This window comes from Nonomuraea sp. KM90, assembly GCF_052246675.1.
GTDB lineage: Bacteria > Actinomycetota > Actinomycetes > Streptosporangiales > Streptosporangiaceae > Nonomuraea.
The window spans coordinates 176,356-195,483 of sequence record NZ_JBQQCB010000002.1; the positions used below are offsets into that span (position 1 = coordinate 176,356).

The 19,128-nt window shown below is 73.7% G+C and carries 15 protein-coding genes; 9 read left to right on the plus strand and 6 right to left on the minus strand.

Features of this window, described 5'->3' with window-relative positions; genetic code table 11:
* The first annotated feature begins 137 nt into the window (after nt 1-137).
* The 4 genes from ACTWPW_RS03330 (at nt 138) to ACTWPW_RS03345 (ending at nt 7,740) form a co-directional block, all read left to right on the plus strand.
* Nucleotides 138-3,599 (plus strand): helix-turn-helix transcriptional regulator, encoded by a 3,462-nt coding sequence (locus ACTWPW_RS03330; RefSeq protein ID WP_443167910.1) that lies wholly within the window; start codon nt 138-140, stop codon nt 3,597-3,599.
* An 84-nt stretch (nt 3,600-3,683) separates the two neighbouring features.
* Nucleotides 3,684-4,715: a substrate-binding domain-containing protein gene (locus tag ACTWPW_RS03335; RefSeq protein WP_375111293.1), complete on the plus strand. Its 1,032-nt coding sequence runs from the start codon at nt 3,684-3,686 to the stop codon at nt 4,713-4,715.
* Between the two features lie 46 nt (nt 4,716-4,761).
* A complete protein-coding gene (locus ACTWPW_RS03340) occupies nt 4,762-5,763 on the plus strand; it encodes a hydroxyacid dehydrogenase (RefSeq protein ID WP_443167911.1) in 1,002 nt (333 codons plus the stop codon).
* Between the two features lie 48 nt (nt 5,764-5,811).
* Nucleotides 5,812-7,740 (plus strand): serine/threonine-protein kinase, encoded by a 1,929-nt coding sequence (locus tag ACTWPW_RS03345; protein ID WP_443167912.1) that lies wholly within the window; start codon nt 5,812-5,814, stop codon nt 7,738-7,740.
* Between the two features lie 11 nt (nt 7,741-7,751).
* On the opposite strand, the gene ACTWPW_RS03350 is transcribed toward ACTWPW_RS03345, so the two are convergent.
* From ACTWPW_RS03350 to ACTWPW_RS03360, 3 genes are all read right to left on the minus strand, one after another.
* Nucleotides 7,752-11,654 carry a protein kinase domain-containing protein gene (locus ACTWPW_RS03350; RefSeq protein WP_443167913.1) on the minus strand — a complete coding sequence of 1,301 codons (3,903 nt, stop codon included), beginning with the start codon at nt 11,652-11,654 and terminating at the stop codon, nt 7,752-7,754.
* Nucleotides 11,655-11,760: 106 nt separating this feature from the next.
* Nucleotides 11,761-12,315, minus strand: coding sequence for a GNAT family N-acetyltransferase (locus ACTWPW_RS03355; protein ID WP_375111289.1), 555 nt, complete (start codon nt 12,313-12,315; stop codon nt 11,761-11,763).
* Nucleotides 12,316-12,327: 12 nt separating this feature from the next.
* A complete protein-coding gene (locus tag ACTWPW_RS03360) occupies nt 12,328-12,813 on the minus strand; it encodes a shikimate kinase (RefSeq protein ID WP_375111520.1) in 486 nt (161 codons plus the stop codon).
* Between the two features lie 62 nt (nt 12,814-12,875).
* Here ACTWPW_RS03360 and ACTWPW_RS03365 point away from each other — a divergent pair, with 62 nt between their 5' ends.
* Nucleotides 12,876-13,157, plus strand: coding sequence for a hypothetical protein (locus ACTWPW_RS03365; protein WP_364115281.1), 282 nt, complete (start codon nt 12,876-12,878; stop codon nt 13,155-13,157).
* 13 nt (nt 13,158-13,170) lie between these two features.
* Nucleotides 13,171-13,554, plus strand: a complete 384-nt coding sequence (locus ACTWPW_RS03370; RefSeq protein ID WP_364115283.1) for a ChaB family protein — start codon at nt 13,171-13,173, stop codon at nt 13,552-13,554.
* A 224-nt stretch (nt 13,555-13,778) separates the two neighbouring features.
* Here ACTWPW_RS03370 and ACTWPW_RS03375 read toward each other — a convergent pair whose 3' ends face one another.
* From ACTWPW_RS03375 to ACTWPW_RS03385, 3 genes are all read right to left on the minus strand, one after another.
* Nucleotides 13,779-15,608: a transketolase gene (locus ACTWPW_RS03375; RefSeq protein WP_375111288.1), complete on the minus strand. Its 1,830-nt coding sequence runs from the start codon at nt 15,606-15,608 to the stop codon at nt 13,779-13,781.
* A gap of 79 nt (nt 15,609-15,687) precedes the next feature.
* On the minus strand, nt 15,688-16,701 hold the full coding sequence (locus ACTWPW_RS03380; protein ID WP_375111287.1) for an SDR family oxidoreductase: 1,014 nt from the start codon (nt 16,699-16,701) through the stop codon (nt 15,688-15,690).
* 7 nt (nt 16,702-16,708) lie between these two features.
* On the minus strand, nt 16,709-16,966 hold the full coding sequence (locus tag ACTWPW_RS03385) for a hypothetical protein (RefSeq protein ID WP_375111286.1): 258 nt from the start codon (nt 16,964-16,966) through the stop codon (nt 16,709-16,711).
* 54 nt (nt 16,967-17,020) lie between these two features.
* On the opposite strand from ACTWPW_RS03385, the gene ACTWPW_RS03390 reads away from it, so the two are divergent.
* Genes ACTWPW_RS03390 through ACTWPW_RS03400 form a run of 3 tightly spaced genes read left to right on the plus strand, consistent with a single transcriptional unit; the run spans nt 17,021 to nt 19,106 of the window.
* Nucleotides 17,021-18,073 carry a DNA topoisomerase IB gene (locus ACTWPW_RS03390; RefSeq protein ID WP_375111285.1) on the plus strand — a complete coding sequence of 351 codons (1,053 nt, stop codon included), beginning with the start codon at nt 17,021-17,023 and terminating at the stop codon, nt 18,071-18,073.
* Nucleotides 18,074-18,118: 45 nt separating this feature from the next.
* Nucleotides 18,119-18,367, plus strand: coding sequence for a BON domain-containing protein (locus tag ACTWPW_RS03395; RefSeq protein ID WP_364115293.1), 249 nt, complete (start codon nt 18,119-18,121; stop codon nt 18,365-18,367).
* Nucleotides 18,351-19,106, plus strand: coding sequence for a metallophosphoesterase family protein (locus ACTWPW_RS03400; RefSeq protein WP_375111284.1), 756 nt, complete (start codon nt 18,351-18,353; stop codon nt 19,104-19,106). The genes ACTWPW_RS03395 and ACTWPW_RS03400 overlap by 17 nt, the downstream gene beginning before the upstream one ends.
* The last annotated feature ends 22 nt before the right edge of the window (nt 19,107-19,128 follow it).

Below are 19,128 nucleotides of genomic sequence, written 5' to 3' on the forward strand. Positions count from 1 at the left end.
AACGCCCTGGGGATAACCCCGGGGCGTTTCCCTAATGACCGAAAGAGCTGACTCGGGTCAACGGGACACTGGACGGTTGTCGGAGCAAGGCACACGATGAACTTTGGCCTGGCGACTCCGGCGAGGGGGTGAGACCGATGGCGACGCGCGCCCTTCGCAGCGGCCCCGAGCGCTCCCGGGACGAACAGTTCGTCGGCCGCTGCCGCGAACTCGCGGTGCTCCACGCTCAGCTCGGTCGCGTCTGCGAGGGGCGGTCCGGCCTCGTCGTGCTGGAAGGACCGGCCGGGATCGGGAAGACCGCGCTGGCCGGGGAGTTCCTGTGCGCCATCGAGAACGCGGTCGTGCTGGAGATCAGCGGGGACGAGGGCGAGTCCGAGCTGCCGTACGGCGTGCTGGGGCAGCTCGGGGCGCAGGTGCAGCAACTCCCGGACGCGCTGGCCGGGCTGGCGGGGCCCGGGGCGCAGCTGCGGCCGCTTCCTGACACGCCGGCGGGCCGCGGGACGCAGGCGCAGCGGCTCCCGGACGCGCCGGTGGGGCGCGGGGCCCAGGCGCAGCGACTCCCGGACGTGCCGGTGGGGCGCGGGGCCCAGGCGCAGCGGCTCCCGGACGCGCCGGTGGGGCGCGGGGCGCACGTGCAGCGGCTCCCTGACGCGCCGGCGGGGTTGGCCGGGCCCGGGATGTTCGTGTGGCCCGATCCGCTGGTGGTCGGGGCCGGGCTGCTGGAGCTGCTGGCCAGGCTGCAGCAGAGCGCGCCCGTGGTCGTCGCGATCGACGGGGCCGACTGGGCGGATCTGCCGTCGTTGCAGGCGCTGACGTTCGCGCTGCGGCGGCTGCGTACCGATCGGGTGCTGGCCATCGTGATCGTCAGGGAGGACGACCACCCGCGGCTGCCGGACGGGCTGCGGCGGCTGCTGCGCAGCGGCGCGGCGCTCCGGCTGCCGATCGGCGGGCTCAGCGCGCGCGAGCTCCAGGCGCTCAGCGCCCGGCTGGGGCCCGTACGGCTGACGCCCCAGGCCGCCGAACGGCTGCACGAGCACACCAAGGGCGTGCCGCTGCACGCGCGGGCGCTGCTCCAGCAGGTACGCGCCGAGACCCTGGCCGACGTGGACGCCCCGCTGCCGGCGCCGCGGGCGTACACGACGCTGGTGCTGGGGCGGCTCGGGCAATGCGACCCTGCGGCGCAGCGGCTGCTGACGGCGGCCGCCGTGCTCGGGACGTCCGCGCCGCTGCACCTGGTGGCCCGGATGGCCGAGCTCGCCGAGCCGCTGCCGGTGCTGGAGCAGGTGACGGGGGCGGGGCTGCTCGTGGAGTGGCGTACGGGGGCCGGGGTTTCGGTGGGCTTCCCGAACCCGCTGGTCAGGGCCGCCATCTACCACGACCTCGGACCCGCGACACGGCGGCGGCTGCACCTGCTGGCCGCCGAACTGGTGGGCGACGTCGTGCACCGGCTGCACCACCGGCTCGCCGCCGCCGACCAGGTGGACGGGGAGCTGGTGCGGGAGGTGGCGCTGGTGGGCCGGCGACAGGCGGCGGCGGGGCGCTGGTCGAGCGCGTGCGGGTGCCTGACGCGGGCGGTGCAGCTCACGGGGGAGGGCCCGGAACGGGACCGGCTGATCGCCGAGGCTGTGGAGGCGCTGCTGGCCGCCGGTCGGCCGGTGGCCGCCGGCGCGCTGGCCGGGCAGGTGGCGCCGGGCGGTGATCCGGCGGTGCGCGACTACGTGCTGGGGTCGGTGGCGTTGGTGGCGGGGCGGGTGGGGGAGGCGGTGCGGCGGCTGGACCACGCGTGGTCGCAGGCCAAGGGCGACGGGCGGCTGAGGGCGGGGGTGGCGGCGCGCCAGGCGATGGCCGCCCTGCTGCGGGGCCGCGGCCCGGACGCCGCCCACTGGGCCGAACGCGCCCTCACCACCCCACCCCCCGCTCCCCTCCCGCCGGACGGTGACCGACCCTCGGGGGGTGACGGGCTTTCGGAGGGCGACCGGCTTCTGGAAGGGGACCAGCCGTCGGACGGACACCGGCCTGTGGAGGGTGACCGGCCTTCGGGGAGTGCCCGGCCTTTGGACGGTGTCCCACCTTCGGGAGGGGGCCGGCCTTTGGACGGTGTCCCGCCTTCGGGGGGCGAGCCGTCGCGCTCGGCGGGATCGCCGTCGGGCGGGGTCCCGGGGGATGGGCGCGCGTCTTCTGCGCAAGGCGAGCTCCTGGGGGGCGGGGTGGCACTGCCGGAGGGCGGCCCGTTGCCGGGGGCGGAGGGCGGGCACTCCGCGGGCACGCTGCCGTCCCACGGTGGGCGGTCTTCGCGCGACGCGCTGCCTTCGGCGGGGGAGTCGCGTTCGGTGGCGCCGCCGTCGGGCGGGGGAGCGGTGGGTGGGTGTGCGGGGTCGTTCGAGGCCGGGCACGGGGTTGGTGGGGAGCTTGGGAGGTTTGCGTGGCTTGTGGGGTTGGGGTTGGCGGGGCGGGTCGAGGAGGGGGTGGCGGCTTGCGGTGAGTTGCCGGTGCCGGGTCAGGCGTCGGCGGGGGAGCTCGGTGCGTTGCTGGGCCGGGGCGTGTTGCGGCTCTGGGCGGACGATCTCGCCGGTGCCCACGCGGACCTGCTCGGACTGCTCGCCGCCGGGGCCGATCGGTCGGCGCCTTTCCAGCTCCTGGTGGCCGTCGCGCTCGCCCAGGCCGAGTACCGGCTCGGCCGCTGGGACGAGGCGGTCGGGCACGCCGAGGTCGGCGTCTCGACCGCCGACGACTTCGGCCAGGCGTGGCTGGCGAGCTACGCCCACGCCGTGGCCGCCCTGGTGCCGGCCGCCCGGGGCGAGTGGGAGCGGGCCACCACGCACGTACGGGCCGCCCGCGCCGCCTGCTCGCCCGACAACACCTCCGCCCAGGTCAGTACGGCCGCCGCCGAGGCCCTGGTCGCCACGGCACGCGGCGACCACGACGCGGCCGTCACCGCCCTCATGCCGCTCACCCGCACGAACCTCCCCGACGAGCCGGTCGTCGTGCTCTGGCGTACGCTGCTGGCCGACGCCCTGGTCAACGCCGGGCGGCCGGAGGAGGCCGACGCGGTCCTGGTGCCGTGCGAGCTGCTGGCCCTGGACAAGGAGCGGCGCAGCGTCCTGGCCGCCGCCGCCCGCGCCAGAGCCGGGCTGCACGCCGCCAGGCACGAGCCGGTCGAGGCGGAGACCTGTTACCAGGTGGCCCTGGAGCACACCGCCAAGGTCGACATGCCGTTCGAGGAGGCCAGGATCCAGCTGGCGTACGGAACGTTCCTGCGCCGCAGGGGCCGCAGGTCGGCGGCCGCCGAGCAGCTCGAGGCGGCCCAGCTCACGCTGTCCCGACTGGGCGCGCTGCCGTACCTGGAGCAGTGCGATCTGGAGCTGGCCGCGAGCGGGCGCGCGGTGCTGCGCCCGCAGGACACCGCCAGGCTGGGGCTGACGCCGCAGGAGCACACGGTGGCGGTGCTGATCAGCAGGGGGCTCACCAACCGGCAGGCGGCGCGGAAGCTCGTGCTGAGCGTCAAGACCGTCGAGTACCACCTCAGCCACATCTACACCAAGCTCGGCATCACCTCCCGTACGGCGCTCATCGGGAGGTTGAGCGATCTCGGCGAGTAGGACACCCTGGCCTCCTCGTGATCGAACGAAAGGAAACGTTCAGAACGAAGCTAGGATCGGGACCACCATCCCGAAGGAGCTTCCGTGTCCGTCGATCAGCGCCACAGGCTCATCCTCAGCCGGGTACGCGACCGCGGCTCGGCCCGGCTGGCCGACCTGGCCGAGGAGCTGGGCGTCTCGGCCGTCACCCTGCGCAGGGACGTCGAGCACCTCGCCACCCGCGGCCTGCTCACCCGCGTGCACGGCGGCGTCACGCTCCCGGCCGAGGCCCGCACGCCCGCCCTGGCCGGCCCGCCCCCGACCATCGGCATGCTCGTCCCCACCGCCCACTACTACTACCCGGGCGTGATCAAGGGGGCCCAGGAGCAGGCGGCCAGGGCGGGGGCACGGCTGGTGCTCGCCATCTCCCGCTACGAGGCCGCCGAGGAGCGCGCCCTGGTGCGCCAGCTCGTCGAGGAGGGCGCCGACGGCCTGCTGCTGACCCCCAGCGGGGAGCCCGGCGCGGCGCGGGCGCCATGGCCGGCCGGGCTGGGCGTGCCCGCCGTGCTGGTGGAGCGGCGGGCCGAGCCGGCCGGACCGGAGTCCCACCTCGACTCCGTCGCCTCCGACCACGCCCACGGCGCCTACCTGGCCGTACGCCACCTGGCCGACCTGGGTCACCGCAGGCTGGCCGTCGTGGCCGCCCCGAGCCCCACCGCGCCGGGGATCAAGGCGGGCGCGCGGGCGGGCGCCGCGGCCCTGGGCCTGAACGCCCCGGGGCACCTCGCCATCGACCGCGCGCGGCCGCCGGAGCAGCTGGTGGCCGACGTGCTGCGGCTGGTGCGCGAGGGCGGCGCGACCGGCCTGCTCGTGCACAACGACGAGGACGCGCTCTCCCTGGTCAGGCACCTGAGCGCGGCGGGGGTGGACATCCCGGGCGAGGTGTCGCTGATCGCGTACGACGACGAGGTGGCGGCGTTCTGCTCGCCCTCGCTCACGGCCGTGGCGCCGCCCAAGGAGGAGGTCGGCCGGTGCGCGGTGGACCTGCTGCTCCGGCGGCTGGCGGAGGGCCCCGGCGCGGTGGTCCACCACCTGTCCCTCCTGCCCGAGCTACGCGTACGCGAGTCGACGGCGTAGCTTTCGTTATGATCGAATTGATCGTATTGACCTTCGGGGGAGCGAAATGACGGAGAACCGGCCGAAGACCCTGCTCGCGATGGGGCCCGAGATCGCCTCCCGGCTCGTCACCGGCCCGGTGCGCGAGCGGCTGGTCGCCGTCGCCGACGTGGACCCCGGCCTGGTGGCCGCCGACTTCGCGGACCCGGCCGTGGCCGGCGCGCTGGCCGAGGCGGAGGTGCTCTACACGAGCTGGTACTGCCCGCCCGTCACGGAAGAGGTGCTGGCCCGGGCGCCCAGGCTGCGGGCGATCGTGCACGCGGCCGGCAGCGTCAAGCACCACGTCACCGAGGCGTGCTGGCAGCGCGGCCTGCTCGTCTCCTCCGCGGCGGCGGCCAACGCCGAGCCCGTCGCCGAGTACACGCTGGCCGCCATCCTGTTCACCAACAAGCGGGTGCCGGACATCGCCCGGCTCTACCGGGAGCGGCGGGCGCCGCTGGACCTGGACGGTCTCTTCCCGGGGTTCGGCAACTACCGGCGCACGGTGGGCGTCATCGGGGCGTCCAAGATCGGGCGGCGGGTGATCGAGCTGCTGCGGCCGTTCGAGCTGGACGTGCTGGTCGCGGACCCGTACCTGACCGAGGATCTGGGCGTGCCGCACGTCGAGCTGGACGAGCTGTTCGAGCGGTGCGAAGTGATCAGCGTGCACGCGCCCGCGCTGCCGGAGACCCGGCACCTCGTGAACGCCGCCCGCCTCGCGCGCATGCGCGACGGCGCCACGCTGATCAACACGGCCCGCGGCGCGCTCGTCGACCAGGACGCGCTCATCGCCGAGCTGGCCTCCGGGCGGCTGTACGCGGTGCTCGACGTCACCGAGCCCGACCTGCTGCCCCCCGGCTCACCCCTCTACGACCTGCCGAACGTGCTGCTCACCCCGCACATCGCCGGATCCCTCGGCGGCGAGCTGGCCCGCATCGCCGACCTGGCCGTGGACGAGCTGGCCAGGTACGCCGCGGGCCTGCCCTTCGCGCACGGCGTGGCGGTCGAGGAGCTCGCCACCATCGCCTGATCAACGCTCTGATGACGGGGGCCCCGGATCGGCCCTACGCTGCTCTGCATGCACAAACGGGTGATCGACGGCCGCTTCGAGCTCGCGGAGCGGCTCGGTGGCGGGGGCATGGGCCTGGTGTGGCGGGCCTGGGACGTGGCCCTGCACCGCGAGGTCGCGCTCAAGGAAGTACGCCCGCCGGACCCCTCGATGGACGAGCAGGACCCGGCCGGCGCGCGCGAGTTGCGGGCCAGGGTGCTGCGCGAGGCCCGCGCCCTGGCTCGGCTGAACCATCCGCACGTGGCCACGATCCACCACATCGTGGACCCGGGCGAGCAGGGTTACCCGTGGATCGTCATGGAGCTGGTCACCGGCGGCTCGCTGCAGGACCGCATCCAGCGCGGCCCCATGACCCCCATGGAGGCGGCCCGGCTCGGCCGTGAGGTCCTGTCCGCGTTACGGGCGGCGCACGCGGTCGGCATCCAGCACCGTGACGTCAAACCCGCCAACGTCCTGCTGCGCGAGGACGGCCGGTCGGTGCTGACCGACTTCGGCATCGCCGCCGTACGCGAGTCCACGAGCCTCACGGCCACCGGGTCGTTCATCGGCTCGCCCGAGTACATGGCGCCCGAGCGCATCAACGGCGTCGAGGGCGACCCGGCCTCCGACCTGTGGTCGCTGGGCATGATGTTGTACGTGGCGGTGGAGGGGCGGCATCCGCTGCGGCGGAGCACCACGCTGGCGACGCTGGCGGCCGTGCTCAACCAGGAGGTGCCGCCCCCGGAGCACGCCGGGCCGCTCGGCCCCGTGCTGTCGGCCCTGCTCACGAAGGACCCGGCGGGCAGGCCGGACGCCGAGACCCTGGACCGGATGCTGGCGGCGGCCGGCGAACCGGGGGCCGTCGCGCCCCCGATGCCCCAGGCGGGGCCGTACGCGCCCGGCCCCGCGATGACCCCGCCCCCACCGCACCTGGCCCCGGGCCCGATGGGCTCCGGTCGGATGGGCTCCGCGCAGATGGGGCCGGGCGCGGTCGGGGCCGGGCCGATGGGCACGGGTCCGAGCGGATCCGGGCCGTCCGGGCCGGTGCCGCCTGCGCACACCGTGCCACCGGGGCATGGCGGGCAACCGGGTTACGGGGGGCAACCGGGGTACGGCGGGCAGCAGGGGTACGGCGGGCAGCCCCCTTACGCCGGGCCGCCGGCCGCCGGGCACACGGTGCCGCCCGGTTACGGGGGAGCGCCCCCGTGGGGCAAGGAGCCGGTCTCGCATGCGGGCACCCTCAACACCCGCCGCTCCCGGCGCAAGGGCGTCAGGGGAGCGGGGCTGGCCGTGTCCCTCTCGGCGGTCGTGGTGGCGGGTGTGCTGGTGTGGCGGCTGCTTCCCCCCTCCGGGGACGACGGCGGCGAGCCCCAGACCAACCGGCTGACGATGACCGACGTGCCCGCCGCCACCGGGACCCCGCGCGCCTCCGCCACCGGCGAACCCACGGACGCCACCGGGGAACCCACGGACGACACCGGGGAACCCACGGACGACACCGAGGAACCCGCCGAGGAGAACCTGCTCACCCCCGCCGGGATCCGGAGCATGATCGCCAAGGTGAAGCCGGCCATCGGCGGCACCAAGATCGTCAAGATGACGGTGTACCCGACCTACGCCTCCATCGACGCCCCGCTCAAGCGAGACCCGGAGCTCTACGACAGCTACGACTACCGCGACGGCGCGGTCTCCGGCTCGCGGACCGGCGGCAAGGTGGACACGCCCCTGGTGGATCTGGCCAAGTTCAACTGGGACGCCCTCCCCGCGCTGATCAAGAGGGCGAACAAGGACCTCGGCGTGCCCAAGCCCACCTCGCGCTACGTCATCGTGGACCCCGACTACTCGTTCGCCTCGACGCGGCAGGTGCTCCTGGTCTACGTCTCCGACGACTACCACCGGGGCGGCTACCTGGTGGCCAGCCCGCAGGGCAAGGTGCTCAAGCTCTACCCGGACAGCTAGGCACCCGCCGGTCAGCAGACGTCCTGGTAGCCGCTCTCCGGGATCAGCCGCGACCACTCCGCCCTGCTCAGCTGGCCGCCCGCCCTGGCGCACACCTCCTGCGCGGTCAGCGCGGGGTCGACCGCGATCTCGCGTACGGTGCCGTCGAGCGCCACGCCGCGCAGCCGCCGGCCGTCCTGGCTGAAGGCCGGCCCGGCGGCCCACGAACCGACCTGGCCGACCTCGCGCAGCGACCTGGTGTCCCACAGCGAGGTACGGGTGGCGTCGATGGCCAGCAGGCCGCCGTCCGGGGAGAAGCGCAGCTCGTCCACCGGGGCCGTGCCGGTCTCGATCGTGCCCAGCGGCACGCGCTCGCGTACGTCCCACAGCAGCACCCGGCCGCCCTCCAGCCCGAACGCCAGCCTGCGCCCGTCCGGCGAGAAGGCCAGCGCGGTCGCGGCCGCCCCGTCGCCGGCCCTGGCCGCCAGGACCAGCGGGGTGACCTGGCCGGTACGCAGGTCGAGCAGCTTGGCGCCGGCCGCCAGCGTCGAGCCGTCCGGGCTGAAGGCCAGCGCCAGGTCGCCCGCGCCCTCGTACACCTTGATCCGCCGCCCCGTGCGCACGTCCCACGTCTCCAGGGTGTGGCCGCGCGCGGTGGCCACCGTGCCGCCGTCGGGGGAGAGCGCCACGGCCGGTACGTCGCCGCCCGCCTCGATGGCGGTCACCTGCCTGCCGCCGGTCACCTCCCACACGGTCACCGGGTCGCCCGCCACGGCCAGCAGCCGGCCCGCCGCGTCGAAGGCCAGGTCGCCGGCGGCGGTGACGCGGCCCAGCTTCCTGCGATCCTCGGTGTCGGTGAGCTCGATGGTGTTGCCGACCTCCTTGGCCGCGACGCGCCCGTTGCCGGAGAAGGCGGCGATGTGGCCGTCGTCGGACGGGACCGGCAGGCCGGCGACGTCGAGCGAGACCACCGAGCCGATGCCGCTGAGGTAGCGGAGGGAGTGGCCGTCGGTGGAGAACGCCAGGCCGTGGCCTGGGTCCTTCAGGGGGTAGGAGCCTGCCAGGCGGCGCTCGGCCACGTTCCAGACCCGTACCTCGCCCTCGACGGGGAGGGCGAGCAGGTGGCCGTCGGGGCTGAAGACGAGCGGGCCGGCCGACGAGCCCGGGGTGGCCTCCAGCCCGTCCACGACCTCCACGCCCCAGGCCCGATCCTTCGGCTCCCCGGGGTCGCGCCCTGCGGACCGTCCTGCCTCCGGCTCGCCACTGCCCGGCCGCCCCACCTGCGGCTCCCGCGTCTTCCCGCCGACGGCCCCGATCCTGTTGCCGTCGGCTCGGGTGGCGCTGTCGGCCCCGGTGGCCCGTCCGTCGACTCCGGTCACACCGCTGTCGGGTCCGGTCGGGTGGCTGTCGGCCGAGGTCGGGCGGGTAGCGGGTCCGGTGGCGCGGCCGTCGGAGCGGGTCGGCGTCGTGGTGCCGGTCGGGCGGGTTCGCCCGGTCGTGGGGGCGGGGTCGCGGGTGTCCGCGATGGTGGTGCGCGTCTCCGGTGGGCCCGCGTCGGCGGACGGGCCGCCCTTCACGCGGAAGGTCCGCACACGGTCCGAGCCGGTGGCGGCGGGCACCCAGGTGTCGGCGGTCTGCGGTGCGGTAGCGCGCGGGCCCTGGGACGCTCCCGGGGTCGGCATGGCGACCACCCCGGAGCTCGGCGGCGCACCCGTGGCGGCGTCCGGGGCCTGGGACGCGGCGGTGGCGCCAGGGTTCTGGGACGTGGCTGGGCGGGCCGCCGTGTCGGGGGGTGGTGTCGGGAGGCCGTTGGCCAGCACGTCGTTCGTGCCGGGGGGAGCGGGCGTGCCGGCCGGGTCGGGGGCGTCGAGGGTGTTCGCCCGTCCCGTACGGGCCGCGTCCCTGGGGCCCACGAGCGTGACCCCGTCGCGCCCCGCCACCGCCAGCGTGACCCCGTCGGGACTGAACGCAAGGGCGGGCGCCGCCGCGTCCGCACCTGTGAGCGGCTCGACCTTCACGACCCCCGTCCTGACCCGGCGCGGCGCCAGCTCCCAGAGCTCGACCCGCCCGTTCAGGCCGGAGAGGGCCGCCCGGGTCCCGTCGGGAGACAGGGCCACCTTCCGGTCGGTCACGTCGAACAGCACCCGCGTGCCCCGGTAGACCCGGGTCCGGTTCCCCCGGCTGATCGCGTAGACGGTCTCGGCGGGGGCCTGCCCGGTGGTCACGTCGAACGTCCGGCCGGCGGTCAGCTCGGCGTAGCGGCCGTCGTCGCTCAGCGCCGTGCTTCCCGCGGGCAGCGCGTACGAGGCCACCTGCCGACCCCCGGCGACGTCCCACACGGTGACGGAACCGGTGTCCCACCGGACCAGCTCGTCCCCGCGCAGCAGGTAACGCGCCCGCGCGTCCGCCCCGGGGTCGGTGAACACGCCCAGCTCCGGCTGCACCAGCGACGCCTGCAACGCCGCCCGCGCCTCGAACACCGGCGACATCCGCCAGGCGGCCACGCTCAGCCGCATCGCCGTGCGCGGATCGGACGTCCGCATCGCCTCCGCCCGGGCGGCCACGGCGCGGGCGTCGGCGTCGATCAGTCGGCCGCGCAGGTCGTTCTGGCCGTGCACGGACACGACCGTCATCGTCACCGCGACCGCCAGCACGCCCGCCACCGTCGCCAGCGAGGGGATCAGGAGCTTCCTGCGCTGCTTGGACAGGGCCACGCTGTCGTTGAGGAAGTCGCGTTCGAGCTGGTTGAGACGTACGTGGCGGCGCTTGGTCGCGGCCCAGCCGAGCGCCGTGTCGAGCTCCCGCCCCCGGAAGAGGTGGCTCCGGCCGCGCCGGTGTTCGGACCAGTGCCGGGCGGCCTCGCGGATGCGCCGGTGCACCGGCATGCCCTCGCGCTCGTCGGCCACCCAGCCGCGCAGCCGGGGCCAGGCCCGGTAGAGCGCGGCGCTGGCCGGGGCCACCCGGCTGTCGCTGACGGCCACGAGCTTGCCCACGGCGGTCTCGGCGGGCGGCACGCGTACGCTGCGGCGTACCAGCAGGCCGGCCTCCATGAGCGGGCCGAGCACGTCGCCCTCGTCGTGCGGGCTGTCGCCGTCGAGCAGGCGCAGCAGCAGCCCCGGCACCTCCTCCTGCTGGCGGGGCGTGAGGGAGAGGTAGGCCGCCTCGGCCACCTCGCCGAGCGACCGCGTCCGCGCGTACGCCTCGGGCGGCCGCAGCCCGGCCTCGCTCTCGACCAGCAGCTCGGCCGCCGCGGGCCGGTCGGCGGGATCCTTGGCCAGCGCCCGCCCCACCAGCTCGCACAGCGGGTCCGGCAGGCAGCTCAGATCGGGGTCGACGGTCAGCAGCCGGTGCATGATCCCGCCGAGGCTGTCACCGCGGAACGGATCGCGCCCGGTGGCCGCGAACAGCACCACCGCGCCCCACGCGAACACGTCGGCCGCCGCCTCGGCGGCCTGCCCGGTCAGGACCTCGGGAGCCAGGTAGGTGCACGTCCCGCCCACCGGTGCCGCGGCCGGCAGCCCCAGCTCGATCACCTTGGGCCCGTCGTCGGCCAGCAGCACGCTCTCCGGGTTCAGCCCCCGATGGGTCAGCTTGGCCTCGTGCAACGCGGCCAGCGCGACCGCCAGCGCGCCGGCCAGCGCGACCAGCTCGTCACCCGCGTACGGCCCGTTCAGCTCGACCGCCTGCCGCAGGTCGGGCCCGTTCACGTACTCGCTCACCACGTAGGGGACGCCCTCGTCGGACCCGACGGCGACCACCTCCGCCAGGTGGCGGCAGGTCACCCGCTCGAACCGGCGCCCGACCTCGCCCCGCGGCACGGTGACGGCGAACCTTCGGCCCTCGTCGTCGTAGGCGTCGTAGACGATGCCGCGCCCGCCCGCGCCGAGCCTGGCCGACAGCCAGTAGCCGCCGAGCCTCTCGGGGTCACCGGGCACCAAGCGCATCGTCACTGATGCTTAGATGCACGACACCGCCCATTGGTTGTCCGGAATGACGCCACAGGTCCCCCGCGCGCCTCGGGGGACCCATGTGTCATGATCATTATGCCAGGCTCCGGGATCTCGCCTGCCACTCCGGCCGGAGCACGGCCATGAGCACGGAGTCGTGCCACTCGCCGTCCCACAGCAGCGCGTCGCGCTCGACGCCCTCCTCGACGAAGCCGACCTTCTTGTAGACGTGCCGCGCCCGGTCGTTGAAGGCGTAGACGCCCAGCCGGATCCGGTGCAGCGGCGTCGTGCCGAAGGCGTGGTCGAGGAGCAGCTCGATCGCCTCGGTGCCGTAGCCCTTGCCGAAGGCCCGCGGGCCGATCAGCGCGATGCGCAGGTTGCAGGACAGGTTGCCGGCGTCGAGCTCGTTGAGCACGATCTCGCCGACGAACTCGCCGTCCGCCGTGATCGCCAGGTCGAGGCGGTCGGCGTGGTCGCCGCGGGTGGCGTACCACCGGCGCAGCCGCGCCTCGTCGAACTCCCCGTGCGAGCCGGTCAGCCGGTGCACCTCCGGGTCGGAGACGAGCTCGATGAGGCCCGCGAGGTGCTCGGGGCCGACCGGGCACAGCGTCACGCGCTCACCCTTCAGGGTGGGTTTCTCGGCGAACATCCCCTCTGGCTATCAGTCGCGATCAACCTCGGGCAAACCCATTTTCCGCAGCACCGCGTCCCGCACCTGCTCGGGGCTCATCACGCCGACGTCGCAGACCAGGTCCGCCACCTCCCGGAAGTACGGCTCGCGGCGGGCCCGCATCGCCGCCGGGGCGTACTCCGGCCGGTGCGTGCTGGTGCGCATCCGCTCGGCCAGCACCTCGTCGGCAGCGTCCACCCAGACCACGAACGCGCCGCCCAGCGCCTCGCGCACCTGAGGGCTCTCGACCGTGCTGGCCGCCGCCGCGATCACCTTCGGCTCGCCCGCCAGCCCGTCGAGCACGTGCTCGGCCTCGTACCGGTGCAGCGCCTCCTTCCCCTCCTTGGCGGCGATCGGCGCGGAGGTGCCGCCGTGCCTCTCCTCGAGGTACTGGTCGCTGTCGGTGAACGGCAGCCCGAGAGCCTCGGCGATCAGCCGGCCGGAGGTCGTCTTGCCGGAGCCCATGAGTCCGATCATCACGACTGGTTTGTTTTTCGACATGTGGATAGAGGTTCCTTCGTGTCAAGGAGGTAAATCTGATGACCATCGCCGGAAGCATCATCCTCATCATGCTCGGTGCGATCCTCACCTGGGCCGTCGAGTTCGACCTCGCCGGTCTCGACATCAACGTAGTGGGCGTCATCCTCATGCTCGGTGGTCTGGCCGGACTCCTGTTCGGCATATACAGGATCAGCGTCACCCGCAGGGCGGTCGGCCCCATCGACGAGCCGGTCCACCGCCACGAGGTCTACGAAGAGCCTGAGACCCGCCGGACCGCCGTGTACGAGGAGCGCCGCCACTACGACGAACCACCGCTGTAGGAGGTGAATCGACATGCCAGCCGTTGAAGAGCTGCCGTCGACCATCAAGCGTTCGCCCAAGAAGGCGCAGAACACGTGGATCAAGGCGCACGACTCGGCCGTCAAGGAGTACGGCGAGGGGCGGCGCGCGCACATGACCGCGTTCGCCGCGCTCAAGCACTCCTTCGAGAAGGTGGGCGACCACTGGGAGCCGAAGGCGCAGAAGGGGCCCTCGGACAAGGGCGCGACCGACCGGTCCGGCCGGACGGCCGAGGGCGTGGACGCCAACGCCAGCAAGGAACACCTGCAGGGCGTGGCCGCCAAGCTCGGCGTGCGCGGCCGGTCGAAGATGACCAAGCAGGAGCTGGTGGGTGCCATCAAGAAGGCGAACAGGAAGGCCACGGCGAAGTCCCGCTGACCGTCGCGCGGCCCGCCGCGCGAACCGTGGCAGGGACCATGGCGCGGACCGTCGCGCTGATCAGAGGGCCGGCGAGCTTCGTCGGCCCTCATCCATGCCCGCCCGACGTCACTTCCGCGGAAATCACGGGGGAAGTCACAGCAGGGGAAGTCACAGCTGGGGACGTCACCGTAGGGAAGCCCCCTTAGGGGAAACCACCGTAGGGGAAGCCACCGTAGGGGAAGTCACAGCAGCCGCTTGACGGCCTCGGCGATGGCGGTGCGGTCGATGCGGGCGTCGGCGAGCTGCTCCTCCGGGGTCGCCGATCCGGGCAGCCCCGTCACGGCCAGCTTCACCACCCGCGGCCCCAGCTCGCTCACCGCGTCCATCACCGCGTCGCCCAGCCCGCCCTCGATCCGGTGGTCCTCGACCGTGATGAGGTTGCCCGTGGTGGTGGCCGCCTCGACCAGCACGGCCGTGTCGACGGGCTTGATCGAGTACAGGTCGATCACCCCCACCGGGATCCCGGACTCGTGCAGCGCGTCGGCCGCGGCCAGCGCCTCGTGCACGGTCACGCCGGCGGCCACGATCGTGGCCCGGTCGCCGGGCGTGTGCCGCAGCACCCGCGACCCGCCCACCGCGAACCGCTCACCCGGCTGGTAGATCACCGGCGTGTCGCCCCGCGTGGTCCGCAGGTACGACACGCCCTCCAGGTCGGCCATCTCGGCGATCAGGGCGGCCGTCTGGTTGGCGTCGCACGGGTAGAGCACGGTGCTGCCGTGCACGGTCCGCAACATGGCCAGGTCCTCCAGGCCCATCTGCGACGGGCCGTCCTCGCCGATCGCCACCCCGGCGTGCGAGCCGACCAGCCGGATGGAGGCCCGGCTCACGCCGGCCATCCTGATGAAGTCGTGCGCCCGGGTCAGGAACGCCGCGAACGTGGCCGCGTACGGCTTCCAGCCCCGCACCTGCAGCCCGATGGCGGCCGCCACGAGCTGCTGCTCGGCGATGTACATCTCGAAGAACCGCTCGGGGAACTCCTTGCCGAACGTCTCGGTCTTCGTCGAGTCCGCCACCTCGCCGTCCAGCGCCACGACGTCCCCCCGGGCGGCGCCGAGCGCCGCCAGCGCCTCCCCGTACGCCGTGCGCGTGGCGACCTTCTCGCCCACCGGGTAGGAGGGCAGCTCCATCCCGTTGCTCTCGAACCGGTACGGCGCGGACCCCTGCTCGGGCCCGTGCACCTCGACCCGCACGGTCCGGGCCCCGCCCAGCTCCTCCACCGCCTTGTCCGGATCCTTCAGCGCCTTGCCGTGGGCGCCCTCGCGGTTCTCGACCTCGAGCACCCCTTCGCCCTTGCGGGTCTTGGCCAGGATCACGGTCGGCCGCCGGCGCGTGTTGCGGGCGTCGCTGAGCGCGTAGTCGATCTGCCCGGGATCGTGCCCGTCGATCTCGATAGTGTGCCAGCCGAACGCCCCGAACCTGCGCGCGTAGGCCCCCGTGTCCCATCCGTGCCGGGTGGGTCCCCGCTGCCCGAGCCGGTTGACGTCCACGATCGCCGTCAGGTTGGCCAGCCCCTCGTCGCCCGCGTGCTCGGCGGCCTCCCAGATGGATCCCTCGGCCAGCTCGCTGTCACCGCACAACACCCAGACCCGGTACGGCACCCGCTCCAGCCGCCCGGCCATCGCCACCCCCACTCCCACCGGCAGCCCCTGCCCCAGCGAACCGGTGGCCACGTCCACCCAGGGCAGCCGGGGCGTGGGATGGCCCTCCAGACGGCTGCCTCTTCGCCGGAACGACAGCAACTCCTCGTCGCTGATCACGCCGGCCGCCTTGTAGAGGGAGTAGAGCAGGGGAGAGGCGTGCCCCTTGGAGAAGATCAGATGGTCGTTGGCGGGGTTGTCGGGGTCGTCGAAGTCGTAGCGGAGGTGGCAGGCGAACAGCACCGCCATCAGGTCGGCGGCGGACATGGACGAGGTCGGATGGCCGGAACCGGCCTCGGCGGCGGCACGTACGGAATCGACGCGCAACTGCGCCGCCAGTTCGGCCAGGTACTGAAGATCGCGTTCAGGCATCATGACCTCCTCGAGACGGTTTCTGCCCCGCCTACCCCGACGCCCGCGCTTAACTCGGCGCGGGCGTCCCGGGAGAAGGGGGTCAGGAGCGCCTGAGGCGGCGCAGGGCGGCGACGCCGGCCGCCGCCGCGCCCCCGGCCAGCGACAGGAGGACCGGGCGGCGGTGCTGGGAGAGCCAGAGCTGGGGGCTGCGGGCGTGCGAGCGGTGGTCGAACGAGCCGTGGGCGCCGTAGTCCGCGGACTCGTCGGCCGGCTCCCACAGGTTCGACACGCCGCTGGGCTCCTTCTCGTCCGTGAGCTGGGACTGCACGCCGGTCCTGGCCAGGTAGCGGTCCACCAGGGCCGGGGCCACGCGCTGCGCCAGGAGGGTGGCCGCCGTGCTGATGCCCACCCAGTACTCCTTGCGCTCCGGGTGCTCGGCGGCGTACACGATGGCCCTGGCCGCCACCTCCGGCTGGTAGATCGGGGGGACGGGCTGGGGGTGCCGGCGGAGCTTGGACAGGACCCAGTCGAACTGCGGGGTGTTGACCGCGGGGAGTTGTACGAGGGTGACCCGGACGTTGCTGCCGTCGCCCATGAGCTCCGTGCGGACCGACTCGGAGAAGCCCTTGATCGCGTGTTTGGCGCCGCAGTAGGCCGACTGCAGCGGGATGCCGCGGTGTGACAGGGCCGAGCCCGTCTGGACGATCGCGCCGGCGTTGCGCGGGCGCATGAGGTCCAGGGCCACCTTGGTGCCCCAGACGTAGCCCAGGTAGGTGACGGCGGTGGTGCGTTCGTACTCGTCTGGGGATATGTCGGTGAATTTCGCGAACACGGAGGAGAAGGCGGTGTTTATCCAGACGGATATCGGGCCCATCTCCGTCTCGATGCGCTCGGCCGCGTGCCGTACCTGCTCGTAGTCGGCCACGTCGGCCTCGTATACCTTGCCGGTCCCGCCCTCCGTCCCGACGTCCACGGCGGCGGCGCCCAGGCCGGTCGTGCCCCGGGCGATCAGGGCCACCTTGGCACCCCGCGCGCCCAGCTCGCGGGCGACCGCGCGCCCGACCCCGCCGCTCGCTCCTGTCACCACGACTACCCGCCCTCGAAGTGGTGCCATGCCGAGATCAGCCCGCCTCTCCGTCGTGGCGCCGCTTCTGGCGGCGTACGGCCAGTGTGATGTCGACCACCGTGGCGATGCCCAGCAGGATGGCGATGCCCGCCAGGACGGGCGCCCCGGTGATGAGCCCCAGTACCGTGAACGCGAACAGGAACACCAGGATGAACGACCCCACCCTGATGTGCACCACGTCGCTCGGGGTGGCGGGCACCATGGCATGGCCCTGGCGGTCCCGCTCCTCGTGCCACTCTCCTTTGTCAACCATGCCGCTCACCTGCCCGTCCCGTTTGGTGCCTAACGTCCTGGGTAGCGCCCCTCCGTGCCCGAGCCAGATCCCCACGCGGCGTCGCCGGCCGGCGACCCCTGCGTCGACCTGCGCCCGAGCGACCAGAGCGAGCCCGGCATCGCGCGCCGCCGGCGCGGGCGCGGTTTCAGCTACACCGGGCCCGACGGCCGCCCGGTGCGCGACCCCGCCACGCTCGCGCGGATCAAGGCGCTGGCCATCCCGCCGGCCTGGCAGGACGTGTGGATCTGCACGTCGCCCGACGGGCACCTGCAGGCCGTGGGGACGGACACCGCGGGGCGCCGGCAGTACCGCTACCACGACGTGTGGCGCGAGCAGCAGGACCGCGCCAAGTTCGACCGGGTGCTGGAGGTGGCCGAGCGGCTGCCCGCGTTCAGGAAGGCTGTGGACGACCAGCTCAAGGGGCGCGGGCTGACCCGGCAGCGGGTGCTGGCCGCCGCCGCCCGGCTGCTCGACATCGGCTTCTTCCGCATCGGCGGCGAGAGCTACGACACCTACGGGCTGGCCACGCTCAGGATGGAGCACGTGACCTGCGCCGGAGGCATCGTCACGTGCTCCTACCAGGCCAAGGGCGACGTGGAGCGCGAGGTCGAGGTGGCCGATCCGGGGGCGTGCAAGGTGCTCAGGGCGCTCAAGGCGCTGGGCGAGCAGGGCGAGCTGCTGCGTTACCGGCACGCGGGCGGGTGGAGCGACATCAGGAGCGAGGACATCAACGAGTACCTGCGCGAGATCATCGGGTACGAGGTCACCGCCAAGGACTTCCGCACCTGGCACGCCACCGTCCTGGCGGCCGTGGGGCTGGCGGTGTCCCGGCCGGCCCGGCACGCGGGGCGGACGGGCAAGCAGCGGGCCGTCACCCGGGTGATGCGCGAGGTCGCCGAATACCTGGGCAACACGCCCAGCGTGGCCAGGGCGTCGTACGTGGACCCGCGCGTGGTGGAGGCGTACGACCAGGACAGGACCATCGCGGCGGCGCTGACCGAGCTGGGAGCGGACGCCGACTTCGGGCAGCTCGCCACGGCGGGCCCGGTGGAACGCGCGGTCATTGAGCTGATACGTGCCGTTTGAGCTGTTCATACCCGGGCATGCGGCGACAGAAGAAGGAGGCGAGCGATGGAAGCTCCGCAGTACGTCGCGGCCCGTGTCCAGCAGGCGCTGGCCGAGGACGGACGCACCCACGAGCTCGGAATCCGCGTCGACATAAGAGGCGACCAGCTGTTCCTACGCGGTCAGGTGAGCGGTCCCGAGCAGCGCGAGCGGCTCGGCCAGGTGGCGCACGAGGCCGCGCCCGAGCTCCACGTGCACAACGAGATCAACGTGGTGGACCTCACCGAGCCAGGGGAGGATGAGCATCTTGACTGACCTTCGCATTGCGGCCGTGGGTGACATTCACCTGGGCGAGGACGTCAAAGGCCAGTACAGGAAGAGGCTCGAGGGCATCGAGGACCGCGCGGACGTGTTCATGCTGGCGGGAGACCTGACCCGGCACGGCACGCTGGAGGAGGGCCGGGTGGTGGCCGACGAGCTGCGCGGCCTGCCGATACCGGTGGTCGCGGTGCTCGGCAACCACGACTACCACTCCGACCTGCAGTACGAGATCGCCGCCGAGCTGCGCGACGCCGGCGTCATCGTGCTCGACGACGACGGCGTCGTGGTGCAGTGCGGTGACAAGAAGCTGGGCGTCGTCGGCGGGAAGGGGTTCGGCGGCGGGTACGCGGGCAAGTGCGCGAGCGAGTTCGGCGAGCGCGAGATCAAGAACTTCGTCTCCCACACGCGCTACATCGCCGAGGCGTGGAAGGTCGCGCTGAAGGAGATCGTGGCCGACGAGCGCGTCGTGCTCTCGCACTACTCCCCGATCAAGGAGACGCTGGAGGGCGAGCCGCACGAGATCTACCCCTTCCTCGGCAGCTACCTGCTGGCCGAGGCGGTCGACACGGCCGGGGCCGACCTGATCCTGCACGGGCACGCGCACAAGGGCAGCGAGAAGGGCATGACGCCGGGCGGCATCAGGGTCCGTAACGTCGCGCTGCCGGTGCTCGGCAAGGCCTACGCCGTCTACTGCCTCGAGTGCGAGGACGGCTATCGCGGCGAGGGCGGCTGACCATCCCCACGAGCGAGGGCGG